Source organism: Kitasatospora viridis (genome assembly GCF_007829815.1).
Classification (GTDB): domain Bacteria; phylum Actinomycetota; class Actinomycetes; order Streptomycetales; family Streptomycetaceae; genus Kitasatospora; species Kitasatospora viridis.
Map to the genome: position 1 here is coordinate 540,070 of NZ_VIWT01000002.1, position 12,923 is coordinate 552,992.

10 protein-coding genes are annotated in these 12,923 nt (G+C 70.2%); 5 read left to right on the top strand and 5 right to left on the bottom strand.

Going from position 1 to position 12,923, the window contains the following annotated elements; translation table 11 throughout:
* Positions 1 to 48: 48 nt before the first annotated feature.
* On the bottom strand, positions 49 to 2,055 hold the full coding sequence (locus FHX73_RS29705) for a serine/threonine-protein kinase (RefSeq protein ID WP_145908969.1): 2,007 nt from the start codon (positions 2,053 to 2,055) through the stop codon (positions 49 to 51).
* A 349-nt stretch (positions 2,056 to 2,404) separates the two neighbouring features.
* Between FHX73_RS29705 and FHX73_RS29710 the strand changes: the two genes are divergently transcribed.
* Both FHX73_RS29710 and FHX73_RS29715 read left to right on the top strand, forming a co-directional pair.
* Positions 2,405 to 2,803 (top strand): hypothetical protein, encoded by a 399-nt coding sequence (locus tag FHX73_RS29710; protein ID WP_145908970.1) that lies wholly within the window; start codon positions 2,405 to 2,407, stop codon positions 2,801 to 2,803.
* A gap of 2 nt (positions 2,804 to 2,805) precedes the next feature.
* Entirely contained in the window at positions 2,806 to 5,283 is a 2,478-nt protein-coding gene (locus FHX73_RS29715) for a DUF4132 domain-containing protein (protein ID WP_145908971.1), read from the top strand.
* Positions 5,284 to 5,357: 74 nt separating this feature from the next.
* On the opposite strand, the gene FHX73_RS29720 is transcribed toward FHX73_RS29715, so the two are convergent.
* The 3 genes from FHX73_RS29720 to FHX73_RS29730 form a co-directional block, all read right to left on the bottom strand.
* Positions 5,358 to 5,948, bottom strand: a complete 591-nt coding sequence (locus tag FHX73_RS29720; protein ID WP_145908972.1) for an EF-Tu C-terminal domain-related protein — start codon at positions 5,946 to 5,948, stop codon at positions 5,358 to 5,360.
* 174 nt (positions 5,949 to 6,122) lie between these two features.
* Positions 6,123 to 7,073 (bottom strand): SDR family NAD(P)-dependent oxidoreductase, encoded by a 951-nt coding sequence (locus FHX73_RS29725; RefSeq protein ID WP_145908973.1) that lies wholly within the window; start codon positions 7,071 to 7,073, stop codon positions 6,123 to 6,125.
* Between the two features lie 705 nt (positions 7,074 to 7,778).
* Entirely contained in the window at positions 7,779 to 8,456 is a 678-nt protein-coding gene (locus tag FHX73_RS29730) for a hypothetical protein (protein ID WP_145908974.1), read from the bottom strand.
* Positions 8,457 to 8,563: 107 nt separating this feature from the next.
* On the opposite strand from FHX73_RS29730, the gene FHX73_RS29735 reads away from it, so the two are divergent.
* The 3 genes from FHX73_RS29735 to FHX73_RS29745 all read left to right on the top strand — a co-directional run bounded on the left by FHX73_RS29735 (position 8,564) and on the right by FHX73_RS29745 (position 11,947).
* Positions 8,564 to 9,301, top strand: coding sequence for a patatin-like phospholipase domain-containing protein (locus FHX73_RS29735; protein ID WP_145908975.1), 738 nt, complete (start codon positions 8,564 to 8,566; stop codon positions 9,299 to 9,301).
* Entirely contained in the window at positions 9,298 to 9,504 is a 207-nt protein-coding gene (locus FHX73_RS29740; RefSeq protein WP_145908976.1) for a hypothetical protein, read from the top strand. The genes FHX73_RS29735 and FHX73_RS29740 overlap by 4 nt, the downstream gene beginning before the upstream one ends.
* A gap of 205 nt (positions 9,505 to 9,709) precedes the next feature.
* Positions 9,710 to 11,947: a WD40 repeat domain-containing serine/threonine protein kinase gene (locus FHX73_RS29745; protein WP_145908977.1), complete on the top strand. Its 2,238-nt coding sequence runs from the start codon at positions 9,710 to 9,712 to the stop codon at positions 11,945 to 11,947.
* Between the two features lie 187 nt (positions 11,948 to 12,134).
* On the opposite strand, the gene FHX73_RS29750 is transcribed toward FHX73_RS29745, so the two are convergent.
* Entirely contained in the window at positions 12,135 to 12,695 is a 561-nt protein-coding gene (locus FHX73_RS29750; RefSeq protein WP_145908978.1) for a hypothetical protein, read from the bottom strand.
* Between the last annotated feature and the right edge of the window lie 228 nt (positions 12,696 to 12,923).

Genomic DNA, 12,923 nt, shown 5'->3' on the forward strand with positions numbered 1-12,923 from the left:
GAACGGCACCGCCTACGGTCACACCGCAGCGCCGTCCAACCTGCGGGGCTACCCGGCTGTCGGCTCGTCGCCCCGGCGGTGTTCCGCCAGGCCCTCCGCTATCGCCTGGGCCAGTTCCGCCTGGCCCGTGTAGTGCGCGACGTTCGGCGAGATGCGTCCCGATTCCGTCAGGTCGTCCGTGCGCACCACCAGGACCGGCTGCCTGGCCAGGGTCTGGCCATCGCCCGCCGGTGGCAGCAGGACCACCCGCAGGTCGGCCGCGCGCATCCGGTCGCCGACGCGTCCCGGGGGGACCGACAGGCACAGGTGGTAGTCGCACGACGCACTGCCCAGCAGCTCGACCGGGTACTCCAGGGTGCCCGGCCCCACCGGCGCGCCGCGGTCGGTCAGGTCGGCGACGATCGGGGCGACCTGCTTGAGGAAGCGGATCCCGACGCCCGCCGGCATCCGCACCCGCAGCGCGAGGTCGCGGGCGAAGCCCTGCCGGGTGCTCTCGATCAGCGAAGCCAGCTCGTGCGCGAGGTTCCCGCGCGGCCCGGTGTCGGCGGCCGGCGCGGCCACGATGTCGACCGTTCCGCTCAGCGCCTGGGTGATCGACCTGAGCTGGCTCACCTCCCAGTCGGTGCCGATCCCGCGCGCGTGGCAGACGAAGCGCCCGGCCGAGGCGGCCAGCGCTGTGGCCAGTTCCCCGGGCGTCTCACCGGTGGCCACCAGGTCGGTCAGTAGCACCGCGGTGCGCGCGGTGTCGGCGTGGGCGGTGAACAGCCGGTCGGCGAGCCGGATCCAGCGCCCGAAGGCTGCCGCCCCGACGGGCCGCAGTTGCTCGACGGCAGCCCGCGCCTCGGCCCTGGTCAAGGCGTTCGCCCGGGTCAGCCGCATGCTGTCGGGATACAGCATCCGCGCGTACTCGGAGCCGGCCACCAGGGCGAACGCGACGCCGTCGTCGAGGCGGTCGACCGCCTCGGCCACCTGCTGCCTGACGGCTCGGAAGTCCGCCTCCGGCAGCCGGTCGGAGAGCCCGAGCAGGAAGACGAACGAGCGCGGCGCGGCGGCCGCCGAGGCCGGGGCGCCGGCGCCGGCGTCTGCGCCGGTCACGGTGAGGATGGCGTTGGCTTCCACGGCATCCTGCGTCAGGTACTCGTTCTGGAACACCTGGAGGCCGATGCCGGAGGAGGCCGGGGGCTCGGTCGGCGGTGGCGGTACCGAAGACGCACCGCCGCCCGGCTGCAGCGGCAGTCGCCGCAGCCGGGCGGCGACCTCTGCCGCGTTCCCGGGCCGGGCTGCCGGGTCCTTGCTCAGCAGTGCTGAGACGAGGTGCTGGACCGCCACGGGCAGGCCTGGGCGCCGCTCGGCCAGCGGCGGTGGTGGCGTGTTGATGTGAGCGAACATCACCGCCTGGTAGTCCCCGCCCGAGGCGAACGGCGGTCGCCCGGTGAGCAGCGTGTAGAGCACGCACCCCAGGGCGTACAGGTCGGCCCGCCCGTCGACCCGCTGCCCCAGGCACTGCTCCGGGGCCATGTAGGCGGGCGTGCCCGGGTTCGCGCCGTCCCGGGTGAGCTCGGAGTCGGCCCGGATGAACCCCGCGATGCCGAAGTCGCACACTTTGACCCGGCCGTCGGTGAGCAGCATGAGGTTGGCAGGCTTGATGTCCCGGTGGACGACGTCCGACCGGTGGGCGTGGGCGAGCGCGTCGGCGGCCTGGGCGGTCAGCTCCACCGCCTGCTCCACGGGCAGGGGTGAGCCGCGCTCCTTGAGCACCGCGGCCAGGTCCCGCCCGTCGATCAGCTCCATCACCAGGAAGAGCTGCCCGTTCCAGTCGCCCGTGTCGAAGACCTGGGTGATGCCGGGGTGCCGGAGCCCGGCGGTGACCCGCGCCTCGCGCTGGAACCGGTCGAGGAGTTCACGGTCGACGGCGGTGTGGGTGGAGAGGAACTTGATCGCGACCGGCCGCTCCAGCCGGAGGTCGTGGGCACGCCAGACCTCACCCATGCCGCCCCGCCCGAGCAGCTTGTCCAGCCGGTACCGGCGGTCGACGTACGTCCCGACAGCGTTCATGCCCCCGCCCCCTACGTGCCCCGGTCACTGTACTGCGCCCTGTTCGGGGCGCGGGGGAGGGCGCGGTGGTCAGGGTGATTCCGGCAGGCCGGTGATCCGACGCCCTCGATCGAATGGCCCGAACTGCGCTGGGCCACCCGCGAGCCCCGACAGGGCCCGCTCCACGTCCAGATGCTGCTCCGCCTCGGCTACGGCCCCGAGGGCCCGTTCACCCCGCGCCTGCCGGTGTCCGAGGTACTCGAACCCGCTGGGAACGACGAGGCCGCGCGGTAGGACCCGCGCGGTAGGACCCCGGGGAGAGGGCGCCCCTCTGACCACGATGTCACCGGCCGCCCGTAGTCTCCCCGGCATGGCAATCGTGATGTTCGTCGACGAGACGACTGCGGGGGACCGGAGCGATGGGTGGGGCCTGGAGATCGCCGAGGAGCGGCTCACCGTGCGTGAGCTGATCCGGCGTCGGGTCTTCCAGGAGGTCGCCGAGTACAACGCGCGCACCTCGCAGGTGTTCCGTGGGCTGGTCCAGCCCACGGAGGCCGAGCGCGTGCTGAACGGGGACGGGTTCGTGCTGCGCACGTCCCGCCGGATCGACCCCGAGGCGCAGAGCGAGCTGGCGCTGAAGGCCTTCGCGGGCAACGGCTTCCTGGTGCTGGTGGGGGACCGTCAGGTCACCGACCCGGAGGAGGAGATCGATCTCGCCCTCGGGACCGAGGTCACCTTCCTCAAGCTCGTCGCACTGGTGGGGGGCTGACGATGGCGCAGCTGGACCTGATAGCCCAGTCGGCCCGGCGGCACGCCGCCGCGCAGGAGTGGGACGAACTCGGCGTCGAGCTGCTGAAGCTCGCGGTTGCCAACCGGGGCGTCTGGAACGCGCCGGGGGCCGGCCTGCTCGACGAGCTGCGCGCGCTTCCGGCGCAGCGTCGCGAGGCGCTCGCCGACGCGTTGGTCGCGCAGTACCACTCGGCGGAGGCGGGTCCGAACGCCCGGCGCAACGCGCTGACCCTGATCGGCGTCGTCACGCACGACCTGCCGGGGGAGCGGCTGCTGACGGAGCGCCTGGAGCGGCTCGACGAGCTCGGCCGCCGGCAGACCTTCTGGTACCTGGAGCGCCAGGAGGTCCTCGCCGAGGCCGAGCTCGCCGCCGGCCGCACGCTCGCGCCCGCCGTCGTGGCCGTCTTCCGGCGCGCGGCCCTGGACGCCTACCGGGACGAGGCGCTGCCCGCGCTCGCCGCGAAGCTCACCGAGCCCGTGCTCAACGTCGGCGAGGAGTGGGCCGAGCAGGCCCTGCGGGACGCTGACGGCGTGTCCGAGTGGCAGGACCTGCTGCGGCACGCGACCACCGCCACCGCGAGCAAGTCCAGCGCCAAGTGGGAGAAGCAGGCCCGCGCGCTGATCGAACCGCTGGGCGCCGACCGGGTGCGGGAGGCCGTGGTGCCTTGGCTCGCCCTGGTGGGCCGTCGCACCTTCGAGCTGGAACGCGGCCAGTACGAAGGCGACGTCAACAACTCCTTCGACCCCTACAACGCCAACGCCCTGCGCGGGCTGGTCTGGACGCTGGCCCTGCTGCCCTCGCACCAGGACACCGTCCGCGCCCTCGGCGGCCTGGTCGAGACCGCGCTGAAGAAGGTCCCCGGGCTCGGCCCGCGCAACCCGAAGGTCGCCAACGCCGCCGTCGGCGCGCTGTCCCGGATCGACGGTGCCCCCGCCCTCGCCGAACTCGCCCGGCTGGCCACCCGGGTGACCTACAAGGGCACGCTCAAGCTGCTCGACACCGCCCTGGAGACCCGGGCCCGGGCGCTCGGCCTGTCCCGCGAGGAGATCGAGGAACTCGCCGTCCCCGCCTACGGGTTGACCGAGGTCGGGCGCACCGAGCGGCAACTGGGCGAGGTCACCGCCGTGTTGGAGGTCAGGGGCACCCGGGTGGCGCTCGGCTGGCGCAGCCCGGCGGGCAAGGCGGTCAAGAGCGTGCCCGCCGCGGTCCGGCGCGACCACGCCGAGGAGCTCAAGGAGCTGAAGGCGGCGGTCAAGGACATCGACAAGACGCTCTCCGCCCAGAGCGACCGCCTGGACCGGCAGTTCGTCGCCGACCGCCGCTGGTCCTACGACGCCTGGCGCGAGCGCTTCATCGACCACCCGCTGGTCGGCACGCTGGCCCGCCGCCTGCTGTGGACGGTCGACGGCACCACCGTCGGGTTCGCCGACGGCGAGCTGCGCACGCTCGATGACGCCCCGCTGGCCGGCGACCTGGTGGCTGCGGGAGTCGAGGTCCGGCTCTGGCACCCGGTGGGCCACGAGCCCGCCGAGATCGTCGCCTGGCGCGACTGGCTGGAGCGGCACGCGATCACCCAGCCGTTCAAGCAGGCCCACCGCGAGGTGTACCTGCTGACCGACGCCGAGCGCGCGACCGGCACCTACTCCAACCGGTTCGCCGCGCACGTCCTGCGCCAGCACCAGTTCAACTCGCTCGCGGCGATCCGGGGTTGGCGCAACCGGCTGCGGCTGATGGTCGACGACTCGGCCCCGCCGGCCACCCGCGAACTGCCGCACTGGGGGCTGCGCGCCGAGTACTGGATCCAGGGCGAAGGTGAGAACTACGGCGAGGACACCACGGAATCCGGCAGCTACCTGCGCCTGACGACCGACCAGGTCCGCTTCTACCCGATCGACGCCCCGGAGAACTCGGCCTCCACCTACGGCGGCGAGTACCGGATGTGGCTGCCCAACGGCACCGACCCGGTCGAGTCCCTGCCGATCGCCGACATCCCGCCCCTGGTGCTGTCCGAAGTCCTGCGCGACGTCGACCTGTTCGTCGGCGTGGCCAGCATCGGCAACGACCCGACCTGGCAGGACGGCGGACCCGAGGGCCGCTTCCACGAGTACTGGACGTCCTACGGATTCGGCGAACTCAACCAGGGCGCCGAGACGCGCCGCGTGCTGCTGGAGCGGCTGGTCCCCAGGCTCGCGATCGCCGACCGGTGCACCATCGAGGGCCGCTTCCTGCACGTCAAGGGCGAACGCCACACGTACAAGATCCACCTCGGCTCGGGCAACATCCTGCGCACGCCGAACGACCAGTACCTGTGCATCGTCCCGGCCGCCGGCTCGGCGAGCCCGACGACGGGGTACCTCCCGTTCGAGGGGGACCGGCTGCTGGCGGTGATCCTCAGCAAGGCGATGCTGCTGGCCGACGACACGAGCATCACGGACCCGACCATCCTGAGCCAGTTGTAGCGCCCGAGGCTGCCCCGCCCGATCCCCGATCCCCGATCCCCGTGAGTGGGGTCGGGGATCGCGTGGTCCTGCACCTACGAGACGACCTCGGTGACGGCTCCCCTCGCCACGACTCCCGGGCCGTGCAGGAACGCGAAGCCGAGGCCCTCCACCAAGACGATCTCGCGGTCCAGAGTGGCCGTCAGATCGGTGCTCTCGCCGGGCGTTGCGCTTTCGATTCCGACCGGCAGCTTGATGGATCCGTCGATGATCTGTTCGCGGATGACGAACTTGGGCCGGTAGCTCTCGTTGATGGAGATGTCGCGACCACCTTCGTCCGCGCTCAGCACGTAGACACTGGCCTTGAAGGTGGTGCGTGCGGTGAAGCTGCCCGGCTTGGCCAGGACCTGACCCGCTTCGATGTCCTTCGCAGCCACCTCACGCAGCCGCACGGCAACGGCCTTCTCCGGCCGGTCGTCCCTCGCCGTACGGTCGTCCTGGATCCCCGCGCACTTGACCACGCGGGACTTGCCGGCGCCGACGATCTCGACGTCGTCCCCCTCCTTGAGGCTGCCGCGTTCGACGCGGCCCATCAGAGCGACTCCACCGTCAGGGAGAGCGTGGACGTTCACGATGGACATCAGGAACGGCTCGTCGACCGCGGTCTCGGCTGCCTCGTCTGACATGGCTGACCTCTCCTCGTGCGGGTGGTTGCTGTCGCGGAGTTCGGTGACTGGTACCGGTCCGAATCCCCATTGGAACGGATCCTCGGCGACGGCCGGGCGATTCGGCGGCCAGAATGTGGATCTTCACTCGAAGATGTGAATCCTGCAGGTTGATCGCGCCCGCTCGTTGATCCGCTACAGGAGGGCCAGATCGGGCTCGACGCCTGCCCCGTCGCAACTGGCGTACCACAGGTGCGCGGCAATGGCGGGGTCGGTCATGTGGGCCTTGGCGAGCTCCAGTTGCGGTGTGCCGCGCAGGCCGAAGGCCCTGGGGCCCCACAGCTGACCGCCGCGCGCCCGCGGGTCCAGGACGGCCCGGACGATCGGCCACGCCCCGCGGTCCTTGCCCTGGAGCAGCAGCCCCGCGGGCGCACCGCGCAACCGGCTGCCGGGAGTTGGGGCGTGCACCCCCGCGCGGGGCGGGGTCAGCGAGTCCAGCGCGCCGCCGGGGTGGGCCACCAGGCTGACCACGGTGCTGCCGTGGGCGCGCAGGCGGCGGTCGAGCTCGAAGGCGAAGGACATCTGCGCCAGCTTCGAGCGGCCGTAGGCGCGCTTGGGTCGGTAGTCGCGGGCCGACTGGAAGTCGTCCGGGTCCAGCCGCTCGGAGCGCGCCGCGAAGCTGCCCACCGTCACGACCCGGGCGGCGGGCGCCGCGGACAGCAGGGGCGCCAGGGCCCGGGTCAACGCGACGTGGCCCAGGTGGTTGACCCCGAACATCAGCTCGTGGCCCTCCTCCGTCGTGCGCCGCGGCGGATCGTCGAGCGCGACACCGGCGTTGTGGACCACCGCGTCGAGGCAGTCCAGCCCGAGCCCGTCCGCAGCGGTGCGCACCGACGCCAAGTCGGCGAGGTCCAACCGGAGATGACGCAGCTGCGCGCCGGGCACGCGCGAGCGGATCGAGGCCATCGCGGCGTGCGCCTTCTCCCCGTCCCGGCATCCGAGCACCACGACAGCCCCGGTTGCGGCGAGCTGTTCCGCGACGAAGTAACCGATCCCGGCGTTGGCCCCGGTGACCAGGAACGACTTGCCGGCGGCGGAGGGCAGCCGGTGGACGTCCCACGGCCGGCTCGGGTGCTCTGGAGACATCAGGGGAGGTTCCTTCGGCTCGGGGTGGTGCGCAGTCGGCGGCGCCAACCCGGCCCATGACACACCGTGCTACCCACAGATCGCTGATAGATCGCCTTCACCGCCGGCGGACTTGCTGAGCTGCGGGGCTGGAAGCGGCGACTGCCACGCGCTGGCGGCAGTTGTCCCCGAGGGGATCCGGCAGAGTGCGGTGACGCATGACCAGGCTGTCCGAGTCCGGGACCGTGACGCCCGATGTCTTGCCGGCTTCCAAGCCCTCGCGGGAGAGCGGTGCACGTCGTCGGCACCAAATTTTGCTGGGGGCCAGCACGTGTTGACGTGCTGGCCCCCAGACACAGCCGCTAGAAGCGGCGGTTGACCGGCCGCTGCCGAGCCGCCGCCGAGCGCACCCGCGGCCGACCCGTCGGCGCGCCACTGGCGGCCCGCCGCCCGCCGCCCGGCACAGACCGGCCGGCCCACCGCCGACGCACCCGCCGCAGCTCACCAGCCCGCCGCACGGACTTCCGCACCGGCACCCGCCGCACGCTCGCCAACGGCCGCTGCCGACGTCGGCCCGCCTTGTGCCGCAGCAGCTGAAGCAGCAGCTCCAAGGACGCCGCCACACCGACTCCGAACGCCTTCACCATGGCCTCCACAGACCACGGCGACTCCAGGACATGACGCATTGCTCACCTCTCAGTCGAAGAACCGGGAGGGTGTGATCAATCAGGCAGCCAGGCCGAGAACCAGCCCGTGGACGCCCACCCCGAAGCGACCGGCCGCACCGACGCGTCCTGGGGCACGTGGAACCAGGGGCATGCTCAGCCTCGTGACCCCACACGCGATAGCGAGTGGCTCTTGGCCAATGGCTGGCGGACTCGGCAGGGGGTCTGCGGTGGCCCACTTCTTAGCTGCCCGTAGCGCGAGGCCGAGCAGGTAACCAGACTCAAGCCGGTTAAGCGCGTGGACGAAGGCGTATCGATACGACGGTCCTTCAGCCTGTAGCTGGTCCACCTCGACGTCGATGGACGCCCTTGAGACGGCCAGTACGGCGTCGAGGAATGCTTGCGTCTTCCCCTTGCCAGTTGGGACGTCCAGAAGCTGGATCACCGACGACAAGCGATGCTGACCGTCGAGCAGCTCTCCGGAGCGCCAGCTCACGAAGAGCCCGTTGAACGACCATGCCTCGCTGACTACCCGGCTCCGCCAGCGACCGATCTCGGGCAGGTTGAGCGTTCGCGCCGGGACCGCTGCCCGCGCGACCTGGACCTGCTGGAAGGACGTGTTGACCTTCGTCGAGTCCCAGCCGATGGCTGTGCCCTGCCGGGGCACAGCCATCCGCGCTGAGCCCTGAACAGACTGGAATGACGCGGCTGTGATGCCATCCAGCTGGATCACCTGCATGGGCGCACTGTACGCCTGGACGGAGAACGGTCGCATCCGAGCAGGTCAGAACGAGGCATGCGGGATCATGGGAGAGGCGCGGGGCGCACGGAAGGATCTTCGCGCCCATGGCCCTCCCCACCCGGGCGCAGCGCGCCGCGATCGCGCAGCGCCGCGCCGACGCCGTCGAGCTTCAACTGGCCGGAGTTGACCATCGGCCGCAAGCTCTCCTCAGACCCAGTGATCAACACCGACCGCATCGCGTACCCCAGGGCTACGGCGCCGAGTTGTACGCCAAGGGCAAGGAGCTGCCGGACGACGCGGCGCTGATCCGCTATGCCTGCAAGGACGTCAGCACCCGCCCTGCGAGGCGGCACACCGAACTCGACATCGCCGTGGACGAGCTGCGCATCGTCCATCACATGCGCCTGGAGCGGCTGTTCTTCGTCGCGTTCCGACGCGCGGTCAAGGACGGTGACCTCCTGGCGATCGACCGGGCCGTGCGCATCCTGGAGCGCGACTCGCGCCTCCTCGGCATCGATGCTCCGGCCCGCACTCAGCTGTCAGGCCCGGACGACGAGCCATCGCCGCCCAGGCCTCACCACAGCTGGGGACCAGCTCGCCAAGGTCGAGAAGGACATGGCGATGCGCCGCTCTCCCCGGGCTCGCTGCTGCCGTCCTCACCGCCAGCCGGGAGATGCAGGCCGAGCACCTGGCCCTCATCGATGATGCCTTCGCCCGGATCGCTGCCGGCGACGCCGTCCGACTGCTCCTCACCATGCCGCCCCGGCACGGCAAGTCCCGCCGCGCAGCCCGGTGGGCACCGCTCTGGTACTTGCTCCAGCGCCCCGACCACCGCGTCGTGATCGCCAGCTACTCCGCTGAGCTGGCCGACGACCACGGCCGGTGGATCCGCGACGCCATCACCACCTGGAGGGAGCAGATCGGCATCGCGCTCCACCCCGGCTCCAAGGATGCCGCCGTGTATGGCCTCACCGAACTCGCCGACCCTGAGCAGATGTCCGTCCTGCCCAGGGAGCCGTACGGCCGGCCGCAGCTGATCGCGTAACGGCCACAGTAGGACTACCACCACGTCCGTGGCGGTCGCGAGGTGACGCCTTCCAGCGGTGACGGCGGCGGCTGACATCCCTGCCGCAGTATCAGGTACGACCCTGCACAGCCTCGACGGGGTGTGAGATGCTCGCGCCAACATGGGTAACAGGGTTGCGAATGGACAGAGTTGCCGCCGAGGAGTCTAGGCATCGGAGGGGTCGATGGAGCCATTGGGGGAGGCGGACCAGCTCACGATCGGTTCGTACCGGCTGGTGGCGGAGTTGGGGCGAGGCGGCATGGGGCGGGTCCTGCTGGGTGTCGCGCCGGACGGGCGGTTGGTCGCGGTTAAGGTCGTCCGCCCGCAGTTCGTGGAGGACGACGGATTCCGTACGCGCTTCCGCCGCGAAGTGGAAGCGTCCCGGCGGGTGTCCGGCGCGTACACGGCGGCCGTTATCGATGCGGACGCAGATGCGCCGCTTCCGTGGCTGGCGTCGGTGTTCGTCCCCGGCCCGTCCCTGGCCGATGTCGTCGAGACGACCGGCCCGTTGCCGACGGAGGCGGTCGTGCGCCTGGCTGCCGGACTGGCGGCCGCGCTCGGTGGGATCCATCGGGCTGGGCTCATCCACCGCGACCTCAAGCCGTCCAACGTTCTGCTCGCCGCCGACGGACCCCGGGTCATCGACTTCGGGATCGCCCGGGCCACGGACAGCGAGGGCGGCACCGAAATCACCCACACGGGCTGGCTTGTCGGTTCCCCCGCTTTCATGTCCCCGGAGCAAGCCGACGGGCGTGAACTCTCCTCGTCCAGCGACGTGTTCTCGCTCGGCGCGGTGCTCGTTCAGGCGTGTACCGGCCGCAGCCCGTTCGCCGGTACGTCCACGCCGCAGACGCTCTACAAGGTCGTCCATGCCGTACCCGACCTGTCCGCGGTCCCGAAGGAACTGCGCGGGCTCGTCGCCTTGTGCCTGTCCAAGAATCAGGCGTTGCGGCCCACACCCGCAGTGATCGCCAGTGCCCTCGGACCACTGGCTCCTTCCGTGCGGCCGTGGCCCGCCGCCGTGCACGCCCTGATCGACGAACAGTACGACGCCATCGCACGTATCCTCGAACTGCCAGAGGGTGAGGAGAAGTTGGCGGCGTCCGACAGGGGGACGGCTGTCCTGGCTTCGGGAGCCGCGAACGAGGAGCTATCGACCATAACGGCACTCCCTGGGCCGGAGCACGCCGTCCCGCCACCTGCCGAGGCGGATCCCCCGGCGAATGAGGAAGCCAGCAGAGGTCCGGCGCCGCACCGACGCCCGAGCCGGCGAACAATCCTACTTGGTGCACTCGGCGTGAGTGCCGCTGCGGCAGCTGCGGTGCCGCTCGCACTGAGCCGGACCTCGGGCACCCCGATCGCAGGCGGTTCAGGAATGCCCCAGCCGGCGACGTCCTCACCGTCGACCATGGCGAGTCCGAGCACGTCCCCGACCCTTTCGGAAACCCCGACGACGCCCAGCACGCCATTGGAGCCAACGTACAAGGCGTCCCCCAAGTGGCATACCATGATATCCACCCTGGATTTCAGCCCAGGCGGCAAATTCCTCGCGGTGGGCGATTGGGACAGCACCGTAATGCTGTGGAACACCCCTGGCCTGGACCTCGCGACCAACCTTGGGACCAGTCCTCCCGTGCCGGACGCCGTCATCAGCCTCACCGACGTGGTGAAGTTCAGCCCCGATGGCTCGCTGCTCGCCAGTGTCAACCACGCCGCGACGATCACGCTTTGGGACGTGGCATCCCGGGCGAAGGCTGGAACCCTCCAGGGCGACAACGTTCAGAATGACGGGGACGGGCGCCTCGCGTTCAGCCCGGACGGCAGGACCCTGGCGTACGGCGCCAACAGCGTGATTACCCTGTGGAATGTCCAGAACCACTCCTTGGTCGCCACCATAACCAACAATCCCGTCGAGCGGCCTGTGCTGCGTAACGACGATGGGAATGTGGAGGCCATGGTGTTCACCCAGGACGGCCGCACCATCATCGCCTCGACCGCCCAGGATTTGCTGCGCTTCTGGGACGTTGGCAGTGGCACGCTCACCGCGACGGTCGAGAATGCCGGGGACGGTGTGATCGCCCTCGCGATCAGTCCGGACGGCAAGGTCCTCGCCACCGCCTCCCGGGGCGAGGTGAAGGTGTGGAACGTCGCCACCCGTCAGGTGGTCGAGACCCTGGCCTTCTCTCAGAATCCGGTCTGCGCCCTCGCGTTCAGCCCGGACGGTGGCATGCTCGCCGCAGCCGAGGAGTACGGCTACGTCCAGATCTGGTCCACAGCTGCCTGGAATCCTCTCCAAGGATTGAACCAGGCGACCTCCCTTGATCCCAAACCCTTCATGCCGGGGCCCCTGGTCTTCAGCCCCGACAGCAGGTTCCTGGTTGGGAACTTCAACTACAGCCTGGCTCTCTGGAAGGTCGGTTGAGTCAGACGGGCCGAGTCTGGGTGGACGCGGCGGCCGGTCAGCCTCAATGGCCTTGATAAGTACTCCGGCGGAAGAGACCTCGTCCGCACACCCCGACCGACCGGGCCGCAGTCCTGGACGAGGTATACCTCGGGCTTCCGGATGTCGGCCCGAGATCACAGAGGTGCCGCCAGCTGGATCAGCGGCTTCAATCGAGGGCCGCGTTCAGCTGGTCCAGCATGGATTTCACTGCGTCAAGTACGGTCACTGCCTCACTCTTATGACCTGAGTCGGCGAGTTCTTGCGCAGATTTGATCGCGTCGCGCAGTACGTCGAGTGCGCGGAGGAATTGATAGAACGGACCTTCCGTCGCCTGGACGACGGCGGCTGCGGTCTCTGCCACGGCAACTAGTTGGGAGACCGTGATCGTTGACTCGGCGTGTGCGATGGTCTCTGTATAGCCACCTTGGGGGAGCTTGTCCTGGTGCAGTTGAGCAGTTGCACCGCATGAGCGGAGGAAGGCCAGTACTGCCTGTTCGGCTTTAAAGGCGTCCCCACCCTCCTCGAACCGGACCTCCGCTGCTGTGCGCCAACCGTGCCGAGCGTTGACACGGAGCCGATCGGTACGGCTGACCCAGCTCGTGACTCCGACCTTCAGCGCATCTAGCGCTCGGTTCTCGGCGACGTAGAGTGTGGCACCCGCGTCGGCCAAGGTATGGAAGTTCCGACCGTGTCCCGACGCCGGTTCTTCAGCCTGTGCAGTCTGCATGAGTAGAGGTTGCTGGATGGCACTGACACTGGCCGTCCCGAGGTGAACATCGAAGTGGTAGCTCCAGGTTGAGGCACTTCCCGGCGGCACGCACGCATGGCCCTCTGCTCGTAGCTGGAGGAGAACGCCGCGATGGCCAAGCCCGTCCCTCCGCCATCCGGCGGCACCCCTGACGATCCGTCTTCTGTCCTGACTGACCCGTCCCCGTCGGCGGCGCGCTCATCACCC

What these genes read in the sequence shown, in the direction of transcription:
- FHX73_RS29705 (WP_145908969.1), bottom strand. Translation starts at nt 2,055, where the DNA reads ATGAACGCTGTCGGGACGTACGTCGACCGCCGGTACCGGCTGGACAAG.
- FHX73_RS29710 (WP_145908970.1), top strand. Translation starts at nt 2,405, where the DNA reads ATGGCAATCGTGATGTTCGTCGACGAGACGACTGCGGGGGACCGGAGC.
- FHX73_RS29715 (WP_145908971.1), top strand. Translation starts at nt 2,806, where the DNA reads ATGGCGCAGCTGGACCTGATAGCCCAGTCGGCCCGGCGGCACGCCGCC.
- FHX73_RS29720 (WP_145908972.1), bottom strand. Translation starts at nt 5,948, where the DNA reads ATGTCAGACGAGGCAGCCGAGACCGCGGTCGACGAGCCGTTCCTGATG.
- FHX73_RS29725 (WP_145908973.1), bottom strand. Translation starts at nt 7,073, where the DNA reads ATGTCTCCAGAGCACCCGAGCCGGCCGTGGGACGTCCACCGGCTGCCC.
- FHX73_RS29730 (WP_145908974.1), bottom strand. Translation starts at nt 8,456, where the DNA reads ATGCAGGTGATCCAGCTGGATGGCATCACAGCCGCGTCATTCCAGTCT.
- FHX73_RS29735 (WP_145908975.1), top strand. Translation starts at nt 8,564, where the DNA reads ATGGCCCTCCCCACCCGGGCGCAGCGCGCCGCGATCGCGCAGCGCCGC.
- FHX73_RS29745 (WP_145908977.1), top strand. Translation starts at nt 9,710, where the DNA reads ATGGAGCCATTGGGGGAGGCGGACCAGCTCACGATCGGTTCGTACCGG.
- FHX73_RS29750 (WP_145908978.1), bottom strand. Translation starts at nt 12,695, where the DNA reads ATGCAGACTGCACAGGCTGAAGAACCGGCGTCGGGACACGGTCGGAAC.